Annotated in this window: 15 protein-coding genes and 1 tRNA gene; 8 read left to right on the top strand and 8 right to left on the bottom strand. The window is 59.9% G+C overall.

Annotated features, from left to right (window positions below; translation table 11 throughout):
• Positions 1–10: 10 nt before the first annotated feature.
• The 4 genes from pstA to phoR all read right to left on the bottom strand — a co-directional run bounded on the left by pstA (position 11) and on the right by phoR (position 5,331).
• The gene (gene pstA, locus AC13RE_RS12570; RefSeq protein WP_488563175.1) at positions 11–1,345 is read right to left on the bottom strand and encodes a phosphate ABC transporter permease PstA; all 1,335 of its coding nucleotides are present in this window, start codon (positions 1,343–1,345) and stop codon (positions 11–13) included.
• Positions 1,342–2,823 carry a phosphate ABC transporter permease subunit PstC gene (gene pstC / locus AC13RE_RS12565; protein ID WP_488563174.1) on the bottom strand — a complete coding sequence of 494 codons (1,482 nt, stop codon included), beginning with the start codon at positions 2,821–2,823 and terminating at the stop codon, positions 1,342–1,344. Before pstC ends, pstA begins: the two co-directional genes overlap by 4 nt.
• Before the next feature lie 62 nt (positions 2,824–2,885).
• Complete coding sequence (locus tag AC13RE_RS12560) at positions 2,886–3,905, bottom strand: substrate-binding domain-containing protein (protein ID WP_488563173.1); 1,020 nt, start codon at positions 3,903–3,905, stop codon at positions 2,886–2,888.
• 199 nt (positions 3,906–4,104) lie between these two features.
• Positions 4,105–5,331: a phosphate regulon sensor histidine kinase PhoR gene (gene phoR, locus AC13RE_RS12555; RefSeq protein WP_132716665.1), complete on the bottom strand. Its 1,227-nt coding sequence runs from the start codon at positions 5,329–5,331 to the stop codon at positions 4,105–4,107.
• A 272-nt stretch (positions 5,332–5,603) separates the two neighbouring features.
• Between phoR and ppk2 the strand changes: the two genes are divergently transcribed.
• On the top strand, positions 5,604–6,485 hold the full coding sequence (gene ppk2, locus AC13RE_RS12550) for a polyphosphate kinase 2 (protein ID WP_488563172.1): 882 nt from the start codon (positions 5,604–5,606) through the stop codon (positions 6,483–6,485).
• Between the two features lie 126 nt (positions 6,486–6,611).
• Here the strand turns inward: ppk2 and AC13RE_RS12545 are convergent, their stop codons facing one another.
• Positions 6,612–7,883, bottom strand: coding sequence for a serine/threonine-protein kinase (locus tag AC13RE_RS12545; protein WP_488563171.1), 1,272 nt, complete (start codon positions 7,881–7,883; stop codon positions 6,612–6,614).
• A gap of 336 nt (positions 7,884–8,219) precedes the next feature.
• Here AC13RE_RS12545 and AC13RE_RS12540 point away from each other — a divergent pair, with 336 nt between their 5' ends.
• From AC13RE_RS12540 to AC13RE_RS12515, 6 genes are all read left to right on the top strand, one after another.
• Complete coding sequence (locus tag AC13RE_RS12540; protein WP_488563170.1) at positions 8,220–9,179, top strand: NAD(P)H-dependent flavin oxidoreductase; 960 nt, start codon at positions 8,220–8,222, stop codon at positions 9,177–9,179.
• 138 nt (positions 9,180–9,317) lie between these two features.
• A tRNA-Thr gene (locus tag AC13RE_RS12535) sits at positions 9,318–9,393 on the top strand.
• A gap of 245 nt (positions 9,394–9,638) precedes the next feature.
• On the top strand, positions 9,639–9,887 hold the full coding sequence (locus AC13RE_RS12530) for a DUF982 domain-containing protein (RefSeq protein ID WP_112607995.1): 249 nt from the start codon (positions 9,639–9,641) through the stop codon (positions 9,885–9,887).
• A 74-nt stretch (positions 9,888–9,961) separates the two neighbouring features.
• Positions 9,962–10,213: a DUF982 domain-containing protein gene (locus tag AC13RE_RS12525; protein WP_488563169.1), complete on the top strand. Its 252-nt coding sequence runs from the start codon at positions 9,962–9,964 to the stop codon at positions 10,211–10,213.
• Between the two features lie 360 nt (positions 10,214–10,573).
• Positions 10,574–11,452, top strand: coding sequence for a glycosyltransferase (locus tag AC13RE_RS12520; RefSeq protein ID WP_184367655.1), 879 nt, complete (start codon positions 10,574–10,576; stop codon positions 11,450–11,452).
• 147 nt (positions 11,453–11,599) lie between these two features.
• Positions 11,600–11,899 carry a putative quinol monooxygenase gene (locus AC13RE_RS12515; protein WP_112398436.1) on the top strand — a complete coding sequence of 100 codons (300 nt, stop codon included), beginning with the start codon at positions 11,600–11,602 and terminating at the stop codon, positions 11,897–11,899.
• Positions 11,900–11,975: 76 nt separating this feature from the next.
• Here AC13RE_RS12515 and AC13RE_RS12510 read toward each other — a convergent pair whose 3' ends face one another.
• The 3 genes from AC13RE_RS12510 to AC13RE_RS12500 all read right to left on the bottom strand — a co-directional run bounded on the left by AC13RE_RS12510 (position 11,976) and on the right by AC13RE_RS12500 (position 14,185).
• Entirely contained in the window at positions 11,976–12,374 is a 399-nt protein-coding gene (locus tag AC13RE_RS12510; protein WP_132715746.1) for a hypothetical protein, read from the bottom strand.
• A gap of 276 nt (positions 12,375–12,650) precedes the next feature.
• Positions 12,651–12,863, bottom strand: coding sequence for a hypothetical protein (locus AC13RE_RS12505; RefSeq protein ID WP_132715745.1), 213 nt, complete (start codon positions 12,861–12,863; stop codon positions 12,651–12,653).
• A gap of 95 nt (positions 12,864–12,958) precedes the next feature.
• Positions 12,959–14,185 carry a LysR family transcriptional regulator gene (locus tag AC13RE_RS12500; protein WP_488563168.1) on the bottom strand — a complete coding sequence of 409 codons (1,227 nt, stop codon included), beginning with the start codon at positions 14,183–14,185 and terminating at the stop codon, positions 12,959–12,961.
• Between the two features lie 445 nt (positions 14,186–14,630).
• Here AC13RE_RS12500 and osmF point away from each other — a divergent pair, with 445 nt between their 5' ends.
• Positions 14,631–15,539, top strand: coding sequence for a glycine betaine ABC transporter substrate-binding protein OsmF (osmF, locus tag AC13RE_RS12495; protein WP_488563167.1), 909 nt, complete (start codon positions 14,631–14,633; stop codon positions 15,537–15,539).
• Positions 15,540–15,622 lie beyond the last annotated feature (83 nt).

Here is a 15,622-nt window from a genome sequence, read left to right as displayed (position 1 = left end):
GCGCCCTCCCTTACCAGCGCCGCTCAAAGCGGCGGCGCAGCAGGATGGCGCCGATGTTCATCGCGACGAGGAAGAAGAGAAGCACGATGATGGCACCCGACGTCCTTTCGACAAAGGCCCGCTCGGCTTCGCTCGCCCACATGTAGATCTGCACCGGCAGCGCCGTCGAAGGTTCGAGCGGCGATGCCGGATAGTTGGCGACGAAAGCGACCATGCCGATCAGAAGCAGCGGCGCAGTCTCGCCAAGCGCGTGCGCAAGCCCGAGGATCGTGCCCGTCAGAATGCCCGGCATCGCAAGCGGCAACACGTGATGGAAGACCATCTGCATGCGCGATGCACCAAGACCGAGCGCCGCGCTGCGGATCGACGGCGGTACGGCCCGCAGCGCCGAGCGTGTGGCGATAATGATCATCGGCAGCGTCATCAGGCTCAGCACGAGACCGCCGACCAGCGAGGCAGAGCGTGGCAGTCCCATCATGTTGATGAAGACCGAGAGACCCAGCAGGCCGTAGACGATCGATGGGACGGCCGCGAGATTGTTGATGTTGACCTCGATCAGGTCCGTCAGCCGGTTCTTCGGTGCGAACTCCTCCAGATAGATCGAGGCGGCGACGCCGACCGGCAAGGCAAGCACGAGAACGGTCAGCATCAGGTAGAACGAGCCGATCAGAGCGACGCCGAGCCCGGCGGCTTCGGGTCGGCTCGAGTTGCCCGACAGGAAGAGACCGCTGTTGAAGGCCTTGTAAAGCGCACCGCTTTCGCTGAGTTGCTTCATCCAGGCGACCTGGCGGTCGGATATCTTGCGATCCTTCTCATCGACCGTCAGATCGATCTGGCCCTTGTTGGCTGAATCGATATTGGAGCTGGCAAGGAAGGTGACGTTCTGCGTCGTCCCTATGATCGAGGGATTGGCGACGACCCTATCGCGCAGCGCGATCCTGGCACTGTCCGACACCATCGCCGTTGCCTCGCGAACGAGAGCGCGATTGGCCGGATCGATACCAAGCGCCTTCACCAGTGCATCGCGCACCAGTACCGGGTAGTTGGCAGCGATCAGAACCTTCGGATCGCTGGCGCGCTTGGCTGCAGGGTCGATCACCTTCTCGGTGAATTCGATCGGCAAGGTGATCGATGTCTGAACAAAAGCCGTGTAGCCGGTGCGGACCACGGTCGAGACCAAGATCATAAGGAAGACGAGACCGAAAATGACAGCCGTGATCCCATAGGCGCGAAAGCGGCGCTCGGCAGCATAGCGTTTTTTGATACCGATATCACGGCGCACCGACGCACCCGGCGTCAGGTCACGCGGCATGTTGAGCTGAGAGGAGGATACGACACCGCTCATTCGTATTGCTCCCTATATCGACGGACGATGTAGAGCGCGTAGACGTTGAGGCAGAGCGTCAGGCAGAACAGCGTGATGCCGAGAGCGAAGGCGACGAGCGTTTGCGGCGAAGTGAACTCCAGATCGCCGGTCAGCTGGTTGACGATCTTCACGGTGACCGTCGTCATCGGCTCGAAGGGATCGAGCTGCATGCGCGCGGCGACGCCGGCTGCCAGCACCACGATCATGGTTTCACCGATCGCCCGCGACGCAGTCATCAGCAGTGCGCCGACGATGCCCGGAAGGGCGGCCGGCAGCAGAACACGCTTGACCGTTTCCGACCGCGTGGCGCCGAGGCCAAGAGAACCGTCGCGCAGCGAGCGCGGCACGGCCATGATGATATCGTCCGATAGCGAGGAAACGTAAGGGATGAGCATCACGCCCATGACGAAGCCGGCCGTCAAAACGCTCTGTGCCTCGATAAAGCTTCTGTAGTTTCCAGTCATCAGACCGTCGATCTCGGCGGAGATATCGCGCAGGAAGGGGCCGACGGTGACAAGGGCAAAGAAGCCGTAGACGATCGTCGGGATGCCGGCTAGGACCTCCAGCATCGGCTTGGCGATGGAGCGGACGCGCGCCGAGGCATATTCAGCCATGTAGATCGCCGCGAACAGGCCGATGGGCACGGCGAAGAGCATGGCGACGAGCCCGATATAGATCGTGCCCGCCAGCAGCGGGATCAGGCCGAAGGTGCCTGAAGTTTGCGTGCCGGCGCCGGCGAAGCGCGGGTCCCAGACCGTGCCGAAGAAGAACTCGCTGGCCGGCACCATGCCGAAGAAGCGTGCCGCTTCCGAAAGCATGGAAACGACGATGCCGACCGTCGTCAGCACTGCGATGGAGGAAGCGACGATCAGTGCCCCGAGAATGACCTGTTCCACACGATTGCGGGCGCGAAAACGCGGGGCGATGGCGCGAAGGCCATGGGCTGCGCAAAGCAGCGACAGAACGATCGCCACTGCCGACATGACCGTGCGGCTCACTTCGCGCATGCCATTATATTTGTTGACAGCGTCGATCATGTAGCCCGTGGGGCGAACGGCAAGCGGAACGCCCTTCTGCGCCAGCAGCAACTGAAGATCGGCCTTGCCTGCATCGACATCGGCGAGCTCCTGGCTATCGAGCATGCGCATGCCGCGAGCGATGCTGCGCACCATGCCGTAGCTGAGATTGAGTTCAGCCGGCGGCAGAGACTGAACCTCCTCCGGGAAAGATTTCGTCACCAGGCGGTCGATGACGATGGGGCCGGCGATCAGCCAGACGCAGACGAGCGCTAAGGGCGGAAGCACCGCCCAGATAGCGGCATAGGCACCGTGATAGCCGAGCCGGGAATGCATGGACGAGGACCTGCCACCCGACAGCGCAGCCGCCCTCACCCGCCCCAGCACGAAAGCGGAGGCGCCGAAGACCGACAAGCAGAGCAGCAGCAGCGATACACTCATTCCCATTCCCCGGCGAACCCCGGCGTGGCGGAAAGCCGCACCGGTGCCCGACCCTTCCGCATTCACATGATCTTCCCGACCGCGACATCCTTACGGATCTGGTCGCGCTCAGCATCCGGCGCCGGCACGAGGCCATATTCCGCTAGCGGGCTCTCAGGTCCGATCATCTGATCGCTCGTGAAGAAATCGACATATTCCTTGAGCCCAGGGATGACACCCAGATGGGCTTTCTTGACGTAGAAGAACAGCGGCCGCGATACCGGATAGGTGCCATCGGCAATCGTCTGACCCGAAGGCACGATGCCGTTGACGGTGGCTACCTTCAGCTTGTCGGCGTTGTTCTGGAAGAAATACAAGCCGAACACACCGATGCCGTGCTTGTTGGCATTGATACGGGCCAGCGTTTCGGGATAGTCGCCGTCTATATCGACGGCGACGCCATCCTTACGCACGGCAACGCATTTTTTGGCCTGCTGAGCGGCGTCGGAGACTGCAGCCTTGATCACATCGGCGGCGCCCGAAGCCTTGCAGCCGGCGGCAAGCACCTTCTCTTCGAAGACTTCGCGCGTGCCGTGCTTCTCACCCGGAATATAGGTAGCGATTTCAAAATCCGGCAGCGATGGATTGATCTCAGACCACTTCTTGTAGGGGTTGGCGACGAGCTTGCCATCGACGACCACTTCGGCGGCAATCGCCTTATAGAGATCGATGGGCTCGAACCTGATGTCTGGATTGCTCTTGTCGAAGGCAAAGACGATGCCGTCATAGCCGATCTTGATCTGCTGGATATCGGTGACGCCGGCGGCCTTGCAGGCTTGGACTTCGCTGTCCTTGATCGGGCGCGACGAATTGGCGATGTCGATGGAATCCGTTCCGACACCCTTGCAGAATTCCTTCAGGCCGGCTCCGGAGCCGCCAGACTCGACCACAGGAGTCTTGAAATCGGCAAAGGTCTCGCCGAAGGTTTCGGCAACGATCTTGGCATATGGAAATACGGTCGATGAGCCGGCGATCTGAATTTGATCGCGGGCGGTTGCAGTGCCGCAAAGGGCAACCGATGCAACCAACGCAAGAACGGACATTTTCAAAGCATTCACAACGAATCCCCCTGATGAGCTTTGAAGAGCGCCGAGGTGGAGGCCACATCCACTTTTTCAGCAGTCCATTCTTACTGATGAAAACACCGCCCTTTTATGTCAGGCGAGTGAAACAATTATGACAGATTATGTATCTGATATTGTTCTGGTAAATCGCCATCCGAATGAGGATGCGGGGTACTTCTCAGAAGCGAACCGTAAAATCGGTTCCTTTTCCGACTTCCGACTTTACGATCAGCCTGGCACGGTGGCGGGTCAGGATATGCTTGACGATGGCAAGCCCGAGACCGGTCCCCTTCTTGGACCGGCTGTCCTCAACGTTAACGCGATAGAAGCGCTCGGTCAGGCGCGGCACATGTTCTGCGGGTATGCCCGGCCCCTTGTCCGAGACGACCACTTCAACGGCCTGGCCGGCACCGCTGAGTAGCGAAACCTCCACCGACTTGCCTTCCTGGCCGTATTTGCAGGCGTTCTCGATCAGGTTCTCGAAGACCTGCACCAGCTCGTCTCGATCCCCCAATACCTCCACCTTGCCCACCGGCAAATGCAGATTGATGGTGACGTCGAGATCCCCAGCAAGCGGCAGCAGGGAGTCACGCACATGACCGAGCAAGGGGACGAGATCCACCTTCTGATCCGGCGCGATATGCGACTTCAGCTCCAGGCGCGACAGCGACAGAAGATCGTCCACCAGCCTGCTCATGCGCGTCGTCTGATCGAACATGATGCCGAGGAAACGCTGCTGCGCTTTCGGATCGGCTTTGGCGGGCCCCTGGATCGTCTCGATGAAGCCGCGCAGCGATGCCAGGGGCGTGCGCAATTCATGGCTCGCATTGGCAACGAAGTCCGAACGCATGCGATCGATGTGGCGCAACTCCGATATGTCGCGGAAAGAAAGCAGGAAGAGCGCATCTTCCTGCCTGTCGATCTCAGGCAGATCGATCGGCGCGATACGCACGACATAGACCCGCTCCGATGGCAGTCGCTCGGAATGCTCGATCTGGTTCGGCGCATTGGTGGCGATGGTCTCGCGTACCATGTCGAGCAAACCCGGCGAGCGCAGCTTGGAGGAAATATGTGCGCCGATTGGAAAGGCGCCGAAAGCTTTTTCGACGGCCATGTTCTGTACCAGCACCGACGCCTCGCGGTCGATGATCAGCACCGGCATATCGAGTGCCGCCAGTCCCGCAAAGGCGGTGCGCAACAGGGTTTGCGCATCGGCAGGCGCAGGTTCGGCTTGTGATGGCACCTCGACCCGCTCGACCAGCGGCGGACGAATGAGCGTGACGATCATGACGATCGCCCAGATCCAGAATACGGCGCCGGTGTTGATGCCTTCGACGAGGGCGAGCGCGGCAATCAGCGTCGCCAGAACCAGGATGGCACTCTCCTGCCGCAGCCGCACCGCCAACTTCCTGACAAATGACCATTCGTCTTCCAACTGCGCCGTCCTTCGCCTGCCATCATGGAACGCTGGATTCCGCGTCTTATCTGCGATTCATGACAGAAGTATTCGGCTCTATCCACAGAAGCCAGCAATTGGCAGAAATAAATGTAGCCGGCAAACGAGGGTGGCGGCAAAAGGCTTGAAACTATTGAATAAATGCCCCAGTTTTCTGGCCAAGCTTTTTGCCGCCGGCGGCGGCAGGGTTAACGCCATGTAAACAACCGAGGAGCCGACATATGGGGGAGAAGACAGAAAGCCGGGCGGTGGAGCTGGATATTCATGGCATCAAGCGCATATTCGATGTCGATAACCCCGTGCTGCCGAGCTGGATCGATGACGAGGCGCTGACCTCGGGTGGCTATCCCTACAAGAAGAAGCTGAAGGAAGAAGAATATCTCGATGAGCTGAAGACGCTGCAGATCGAACTCATCAAGGTGCAGTTCTGGCTGCAGGCGACCGGCAAGCGGGTGATGGCGCTCTTCGAGGGACGCGATGCCGCGGGCAAGGGAGGCTCGATCGCTGCGACCTCAGCCCATATGAACCCTCGTCTGGCGCGGGTCGTGGCGCTGACGAAGCCGACGGATCGCGAAAGCGGCCAATGGTACTTCCAGCGATACGTCGCCCAGTTTCCGACGGCAGGCGAATTCGTGCTCTTCGACCGCTCCTGGTATAACCGCGCCGGGGTGGAGCCGGTCATGGGCTTCTGCACGCCGAAGCAATACGAGCAGTTCCTGAAGCAAGCGCCGCAGATGGAAAAGCTCATCGTCCAGGACGGCATCCATTTCTTCAAATTCTATCTCGATATCGGCCGGGAGATGCAGCTGAAGCGTTTCCACGACCGGCGCCACGATCCACGCGCCGTCTGGAAGCTCTCCTCGATGGATATCGCCGCACTGCCGAAATGGAAGGACTACAGCGAAAAGCGCGACCGCATGCTGAAGGATACGCATACGGACCACGCTCCCTGGACCGTCCTGCGCGCCAACGACAAGCGGCGCGCGCGCCTGAACCTTATCCGTCACATTCTGCTGACGCTCGATTATGACGGCAAGGACAAGGAAGCCATCGGCAAGATCGACGAGAAGATCCTCGGGATGGGATCGGATATCCTCGCCTGACGAGTTCGACGCGTGGCCCGGACCTAAAGCACTTCCAGGAAAAGTGCGTAGCGGCTTTCCGTCCGGAATGCGTTGGGAAATAAGAGCATAGAGCGTTTTCGCGATTCAAAGAAAAGTGGAAACGCTCTATTGCCCGGGCAGAACACGGATGGCGTAGATATTGACGCCGCGGGCCTTGCCATCGACATCGCTATTGATGATCAGGCGCCCTGAACTGGTCGGCGCCATAGCGCGATCGAACTTGACCTGGAACAGCGAATCCGTCTTTTGCCGGCTGACGGTAAAACGATGCCGGCCGCAACGGCCGAGAGAACCGAAATCGCACTCCACCGTGATCTGCGTCGGTGCATCCGAGGTGGATTGCAATGTCAGTGCGACCGTCGAGGCCTTGCCGGCCATCTGCTGCAGTACATTGACGGGCACCTCGATCGAGCCGCTGCCGTCCGGGCCGCTGCTAAGCGAGGTCAGCCTCACGGCCGGCCCTTCATTCTCCGATACGTTTTCGGCCTTCGATTGCGGGCTGGTGGCAACCTTCGGCGCGTCGGTGGGCTTCAATACCTCCAGCCATTCCGCGGAGAAGCTGTTCTGCGGATCGATGGTGGCAAGGCCCGGATTGACCGGGCCGCTATTGTCATCCTGATCCGACGTGTCCTCATCATTGCTGTTGCCGCTGAAATCCTGCGAATCGACATGCGCCGGCGGATTGGGCACGCTCGTATCCCGCTGGGCGGCGGACATGAGCACACCCGAGGTCTTGATCCACCAGGCACCGACGCCGAGGAAGGCAAGCAGAATGCAGAAGACGAGCAGACGCGAGAAGAACTTGCGCGGCTTACGGCGCACGGCCGCGCGCTCCGGCTTGAAGTTCATCGACCGCGCCGGCCGCGCATCGGCCGTCGGACGCACATCGCTGTCCGCACCGAGATGATCGGCGGGTCCGGCGCGCATATCGCCGAAATCACCTTCGCGTCCTGCCCGCTCGGCCGACATCGGCTCCACCGGAACGGCAGGGCCAGCCGACATCGGGGGATCGCGTGTTTCCCCGCGCACGCTCATGACGGGCTCCTGCGGCCGTGCGGCTGCCTGCCTTGTGTCGGGTCTAGTTTCGGGCCTTGCTTCGGAGCGCGGTGCGGATGGAGAAACATGCGGAGCGTCCAGCGCCGGTGAAACCGGTATCGCCTGCGCGGGGCGGGCGCGCTCCTCGACCTCGATCTCGCGGATCGTCGCCTCAAGACGCTGGCGCTGGGCGGCTACGACATTGACGTCGGTAATGTCCTGCTTGCGAAGACCGGCTTCCAGCGCCTGCCGTGCCGACTGATAGATGCGAGCCCGGATTTCCGGATTGGCGCGATCAGACCGATCCAACGCGCTTCTGATGGCCGTTTCTAATCCGCTCACATCCGATCCTTTACGCTCACTCGCACCGTACTTGCATAGCCCGCTGGCAAGGCAGCCGTATTTTCATCAATCGTTAACCGGATTCGGTAACGCCCCGTTCTGCAATACGCAAGCCTCCGCCTTGGGTTAAGGGCACTCGGGCGGGGATAAATGGCAAAGACGACACAAATGGGGTGCCGGTAGGCAGCAGCAGTAGGCGAAGGTATAGGACCGGGACGGCCAGGCACTATTGCCCATTGTCTCCTGCTCTGCTTGCCTCCTCCACCATCTTCCCCTCTCGGCAGACATCTGCTATCCCTTTTGACGTTTTCGTAAACGTCAAAAGGGATGATGTTCATGCCCCTCCCCTCGATCCTGACCGAGCATCTGCGCCTGCCGGTCGTGGCTTCGCCGCTCTTCATCATCTCTCATCCCGCCTTGACGCTGGCTCAATGCAAGGCCGGTGTCGTCGGCTCGTTTCCGGCGCTGAACGCGCGCCCGGAAAGCCAGCTCGACGAATGGCTTGCTATGATCACCGAGGATCTTGCCGCCTACAATGCCGCAAATCCGGATCGTCCGGCAGCTCCATTTGCAGTCAATCAGATCGTCCATACGTCAAACAAACGCCTGGAACACGATCTGATGCTCTGTGTGAAATACAAGGTGCCGATCGTCATTTCCTCGCTCGGCGCCGTGCCCGAGGTGAACGCGGCCGTGCATTCCTATGGCGGCATCGTGCTGCACGACATCATCAACAACCGGCATGCCAATTCGGCGATCCGCAAGGGTGCGGACGGGCTGATTGCCGTCGCTGCCGGCGCCGGCGGCCATGCCGGCCAGCTTTCGCCCTTCGCGCTCGTGCAGGAAATCCGCGAATGGTTCGATGGACCGTTGCTGCTGGCCGGTGCCATCGCCACCGGCGGCGCGATCCTCGCGGCGCAAGCTGCCGGCGCTGATCTTGCTTATATCGGCTCGCCCTTCATCGCGACTGAGGAGGCCCGCGCAGCCGACGCCTACAAGCAGGCGATCGTCGAGGGCACCGCTGCCGATATCGTCTATTCCAATTATTTCACCGGCGTACACGGCAATTATCTGAAACCCTCGATCCGCGCCGCGGGCCTCGATCCGGACAAGCTGCCCGAGGCCGACCCTTCCAAAATGGATTTCGAGGCCGCCACGACAGGCGTGAAGGCCTGGAAGGATATCTGGGGTTCCGGCCAGGGCATCGGCGCGGTCAGGTCCATCCAGCCCGTATCCGCTCTCGTCGATCGGCTGGAGAGAGAATACCAGCACGCACGGGCGCGGCTGGCGCTTTAACCGGCGCTGAAAAGCGGGGCTTTTTTCACAAGCACCTCGCTTTTTTGCCAAATGGCAATTTGAGCGCTTGAAATCTGACTGCATAGACTGTATCAGCGCCATGCAAATCGCGGGGCCGAACCGAATGCCCCGCAGAATGCCGCTTTAGCTCAGTCGGTAGAGCACATCATTCGTAATGATGGGGTCACGTGTTCGAGTCACGTAAGCGGCACCATCCATTTTTCCTGTTTGCCAGTGATATTGAACCGCATGTTCGAACGCGGATCGAGATCGTTCGCGGCACGAGGCTGCCGCTTGCTTGGAATGAGCACGGAACTTTGTGTCCAAGCCCGATTTTTCCCGCTTAGGCCAGAGATTGATTGCGGAACGCCTAAAAGGGCGCCGGCGGATTAACAAAGTTAAATGCATCTCCAATGGCAGAAGGTCCAAAACGGCTGCGCCAAGGCGGAGTCTTCGACCATGAACATCGTGCCACACTTCCCTCCGATCCGCATCTTTCGCTGCGGATCTGGTGAAACGAAATCCGTCGGTACGGTGGAGGAAGTATGGAAGACGCTTCTCGATGACTGGCCTTCGGAGGAAGGTGACTGCTTTCTGTCGGCATTGCTTATCTGCATCGACGTCCAACGCGGCAGGCGAGCGCCGGAAGAAGCGCGCGTCGCCTTTATTGCCGCAGCGGCCGAAGCAGGAATTCCCTTGTTGTCGTGAGGGTGCGGATTCGCCCGGCGTGCCTCCGGGAACATTTCGACCAACGGCACGTTGATCGCGGAAGGAGAAACTTCATGGCGCAATGGTGGAGCAAACCCGTAATCGTCGAGACCCGCAAGACAGGCGACCGGCTGGTGATATCGAATGCGGAACGCGCCATGGAATACATGGCAAAGGAGTGGCCGACGCTTGAGGACGGACAAGCCTACAGGGTCGCCAGAAAAGCGCTGTTGGACGCACATGAGGGCAAGCTTGATGCCGAGAAAGCCAGAGAGGCTTTCATCGCGGCTTTGCAGGAAGGCGACATATTCATCTTCGACGATTGAGCTTATCGATTCCATGATCCGCGCCTTTAAAACCCACGTGAGCAACTGCTAAGCCGACAATGTCGGTCAATGCGGTCATTTCTCACCCGGCAACGAACGGCGCGGTGACCTGTTTCAGAACCGTAGATGCTGCAAGTCTCGGCATTCATGGCTTGCGTCACGCATTCGAGCCGATCACGAATGCCGACCTACGAGACGGACGCGCTCGTTCGAAACGCTCCGTCGACAGATGTAACGGACCGGCCGCTGACAACAAAACGCCTTTCACGCGCGATCCGTTAAATGCACGCGATTAGCACAACCAAACATTCAGCTTTTGGTGGTTCCGTGCGCCTCGGGATCATATTCTGGGGGTGCATCATGAAAATTGCCGTTGGCGTGGCGACATGCGGTCGCAAGGCGATCCTCGCCTCAATGATCGACAGGCTCGCGACACAGGCGCGCAAGCCGGATCACCTCTTCCTCTGCCCTACCAAGGATGACGATATCGACATGGCGCGCTTGAGCTCAGCGCCGTTTCCGGTGACGATCCTCTCCTCGCCGCAGGGAAGCTGCCCGCAGCGCAATGCCATCATCGATGCGGCTGTCGGCATAGATGTCGTCGTTTTCTTCGATGACGATTTCTTCCCGGCAACGAACTATCTTGCCGAGACGGAAGCCCTATTCGAGGCGGATGAAGATATTGTCGTGGCGACAGGCGAAGTCGTTCGTGACGGTATCCTTGGGCCAGGCCTGACGGCGGACGAAGCGGATGCCGCACTCGCAGCCGATGCCACTCCCTTTCCAGCACCGACGATCGAGGCCACGCATAACGCTTACGGCTGCAACATGATCTTTCGCCGAAAAGCGATGCTGGCAAATGGTATCTATTTCGACGAGGATCTGCCGCTCTACGCCTGGCAGGAAGATGTCGATCTGTGCCGGCGGCTGCGTCCTTTCGGCAAAATCGTCAAGTTCAATCGCCTGCGTGGCGTCCATCTCGGCGTCAAGACCGGCCGCACATCGGGGCTGCGCCTTGGGTACTCCCAGGTCGCCAATCCGCTCTATCTCGTCAAGAAGCGCTCGGTATCGCTGAAATGGGCGCTGAAGCTGATGGGCGGCAATATCGCCTCGAATGTCGTCGGCTCGGTCAGCCCACCGCCCTATATCGACCGGCGCGGTCGCCTGCAGGGCAATCTCCTTGCCGTCAGCCACCTCCTGAGCGGATCGCTCGATCCGAAATACATCAATCGGATGTAAACCCACCGGAAGCAGCGGGATTCGAAGCGCGATTAAAATGGACGTTCGGCGTTCGGCTCGCGTCTTTCCGTGATAATGGTGAACCGGCCGCGCATTCGGCAGCGTCCACTCGTTTATCCGTATAGCTATCTTGCCAAGGACATGTCCATGATTCACGTACTCGCCATCCTCACCGCCCATCCCGGCAAGCGCGCCGAAGTGCTTAAAGCCTTCCAGGCGAATGTTCCGGCCGTTCACGCCGAAGACGGCTGCATCGAATATACCGCCGTTGTGGATGTCGAAGGGGCCGATCCTGCCTTTGGGCCTGACACCTTCGTCGTGGTCGAGAAATGGGAGAGCCTGGCGGCGCTGAAGGCGCATGCCGCCTCCGCGCATATGGCCGCCTATGGCGAGAAGGTGAAGCATTTGATGGCCGATCGCGCCGTTCACGTCCTGAACCCGGCGTGAATCAACACTGCGGGACAGCTTATAAACTCATCCTGACACGGCGCCGAAAGGCGCCGTTCTGCTATCGGACAGACCCTCAGTTATGCGAGAAATGCGGCTCGCTATAATAGCGCCAATGGCCGCCGCCGCCATGCCATCCGTGATGACCGCCGGCATACCAGCCATGATGGTATCCGCGCCCGCCATACCAACCGTGGTGATGGTGATAGCCACCATAGCCCCCGAAAACGCCGAATACGCCCAAGGGATAGTAGGGCTGGTAATAGCCGTAATAGGGTCGGTCATAGCCATAATAAGGCGCGTAATAGCCGTAATATGGGCGATAGTAGTGATGGCGGTAATAGTAGTGGTGATGATAATACCGATGGACGAACACCCGATGGTGGTGTCCATGATGATGAGGACGCGCTTCGGCATAGGTTGCCGGCAACACGACCATACCTAGCGCAATCAGCGCTGTTGCCAGAATTTTCATTTCCAGCCTCCTTGAATGCCGGACGTAAACGCTACTCGGATTACTTGCGTCCTCCGGACGATATAATAAACGCAATAGCACCTTTGAAAGTTCCGCTATCCCTTGAGGAGCAGGCGTTTTCGCGACATCGCCCTCGGACCCGCCTGATCACGATCGCAGGCTCATCGGCCGGTGCGCTTCAACCGATATTAGCAAGCAGGAAGAAGAAGGACGCAATTGGCCAGTGGCCAAAAAAACGGCGCCCGAAGGCGCCGTTTTCATGCCTGTCCGTAGCGGTCAGGCATGCGAGAAATGCGGCTTGCTGTGCCAGCGATGATGGCCGTGACCATGCCGCCAGCCTTCATGGCGATGCCAGCCATGATGATGAGGGCGATAGTCGCGATGATGGTGCTGATGCCAGCGGTGATGGTGATGATCACGCGCCTCGGCATAGGTAGCGGGCAGAACAATAATGCCGAATGCGACAAGCGCCGTTGCAAGAATTTTCATGTATGGTTTCTCCTTGGGTGCCGAACGCGCCCCCCGGCTGCGTACGCCCGGACTAACCTAACCGACCTAAACGCGAAGATGCCGCATTTGTTCCGCTACCCGCGGGATGACGAGCGCTTTCGTGCCGTCCCCATCTCTCCAATCAGTTCACGAACCGCCTGCTGGATCAGCCGGCAGGCTTCCACCGAGGCTTTGCGACCGTTATGGGCGAGATGATAGGACAGCGGCAAGATCTCATCGGGATCGACGATGCGAACCTTGTCGGAGATCGGAAGCGCGCTGACCCGGCCGAGGAACGACACATAGCCGTGGTTGGCGACGAGATCGACGATGACGGGCAGGGAATCGGCCGAGGTGATGTCGCGGCCGCGAAACCGGCGGCGATCGCGGCTGTCATAGCCGAAGGCCGTTGCGGCATTGCCGATGCCGGTGCGCGGGCTCGGCACGCAGAGCGGATGGTTTTCCATGAGCGCGGCGAAGGTCTGCTCCGTGCTGTCGGGCGGGGCGATCGCCACCATGTCCGTGGCGACCAGTTCCACATGTTCGAAGGCGTCGAGGCCGAAGACGGAATCGACAATGGCGACATCGATGCGGCCAGATCGAAGCGCCTCGCGCAGATCATCAGCCGTCATCAGCAGCAGCGACAGCATGTTGCTGTTACCGCCGATGTTCCAGCGCGATACCAGGCTCGCCAGCGAGCGCGCCACCCAGCTTTCCGAGCCTGTGGGAATGATCGAGCCGATGCGCACCGCGCGGGCGGTTCGCTGGAAACGCTCGTCCGCTGCCGCTTTCATCTCGTCCCAGGCCTGCGCTATGGCGGAGAGGATAGCATGAACCTCCTGTCCGGCCTCCGTCAGCACGGAACCCTGCGCCTGCCGGGCGAACAGGCGGCAGCCGAACAGTTCCTCCAGATTGGCAATCTGCAAAGAAAGTTGCGGCTGGCCCAGCCTAAGGCGGCGGGCGGCGCGATTGATGCTGCCCTGATCGGCAACCTCAAGGAAGCGTTCGATGGTGGCGATCTTCAGCGGCAGGCGTGCGGCCCATTGGTCGTAGTCCTTTGGAGCCGGCGGTTCCTTCATCAGGGTCGAAAGCTGGCGCATGCCGGCGAGAATGGGCTGCAGCCCCTTCTGAACCTTGGAACTCGCCAGAAGGGTCGCAAGCTCACCAGAGGCACGCTCGACAAGCTTCATGGCAAGCTCCGTTTCGAGCCGCCGCAGGGCACCGGAGACGGTCGATGCCGAAAAAGATAGCCGCCGCGCGGTCTCCCTCACCGAGCCGACGGAGAACACCATGTCGGCTACGAACAATGCGCCGAGATACAAATCAGATCCCTCTCAGCCGCGGCGCGCATCCTGGCTCGACCGCAGCAATATCAACGATATCCCGACAATATGACGTGTTCTCAAAAAAAGATATCCCTAAGCCGAAAAGCGACAGCTATCGTTTCTTTGTCGCCCCACTGATCCAGCCACAAAATGAGATCGGAACAGCGCCAAACGGGTAAGGGGAACAAAAACAAACGCACTTGCCCCCGAAAAAAGAAATCCAATTTCGCGCGAATGTCGAGTACGCTCGTCATAATCGCGCGACTGCAACGGGTATCGGAAGCGCATCGACTTTTCCGCGATGAGCGCTAGCTGCCTGAAGTAGCCATAAATTCGCTTGTGGGCCGCCGGCCCGCTCCAAGCCTGCCTGCCCGGACTGCGGCCCTTCAAGGCGCCGCGGGCATGCAGAAAAACGATTTAACGGGGTACAAAGGGAAACATCATGTTCAAGAAGCTTGCACTTGCCGCCACGTTGACGGCCCTCCTTGCCAGCGGCGCCAGCGCCGCCGACGTCGTCGTCTCCTCGAAGATCGACACCGAAGGCACGCTGCTCGGCAACATCATCCTCGCGGCGCTCAACGCCAACGGCATCAAGGCGCAGGATCGCATCGCGCTCGGCACGACGCCGGTCGTACGCAAGGCGCTCACAGCAGGCGAGATCGACATCTATGCCGAATATACCGGCAATGCCGGCTTCTTCTTCAACAAGGCCGACGATGCCGCCTGGAAGAACCTGCAGCAGGGCTATGATCTGGCCAAGAAGCTCGATTATGACGCCAACAAAATCGTCTGGTTGACACCGTCGCCTGCCAACAACACCTGGGCGATCGCCGTGCGCAACGATGTCGCCGGCCCAGCCAAGCTGAAGACCATGTCGGACTTCGGCAAGTGGGTCGCCGGCGGTGGCCCGATCAAGATCGCGGCTTCTTCGGAGTTCGTCAATTCGCCGGCAGCCCTGCCTGCCTTCGAAACCACCTACAGCTTCAAGCTGAAGCCGGATCAGGAAGTCGTGCTTTCTGGCGGCGATACGGCGGCGACCATCAAAGCTGCGGCCGACCAGACCAACGGCGTCAACACCGCGATGGTCTACGGTACCGACGGCGCCATCGAAGCCGCCGAACTGACTGTCCTTGAGGACGACAAGAGCGTGCAGCCGGTCTACGCGCCGACGCCGATCATCCGTGAGGCCGTGCTGAAGGCCAATCCGAAGATCGAAGAAGTTTTAACGCCGATCTTCAAGGGCCTGACTGCCGACGTGCTGCGCAAGCTCAACGGCCGCATCCAGGTCGATGGCGAGCCGGCTAAGGCTGTTGCCGAATCCTACCTCAAGGACAATGGCTTTCTGAAGTAAGGCATTGACGCTGCTCTGGCGGCTTCATTTTGATAGAGTGAAGCCGCGGGGTTTCAATTGGGCATGATCTTGTCCGAACCCGC

The sequence above is a fragment of the Martinezella sp. CNPSo 3959 genome, assembly GCF_057784355.1.
Note: the sequence above shows the minus strand (reverse complement) of the source record. Positions and strands in the feature narration are given on the sequence as shown.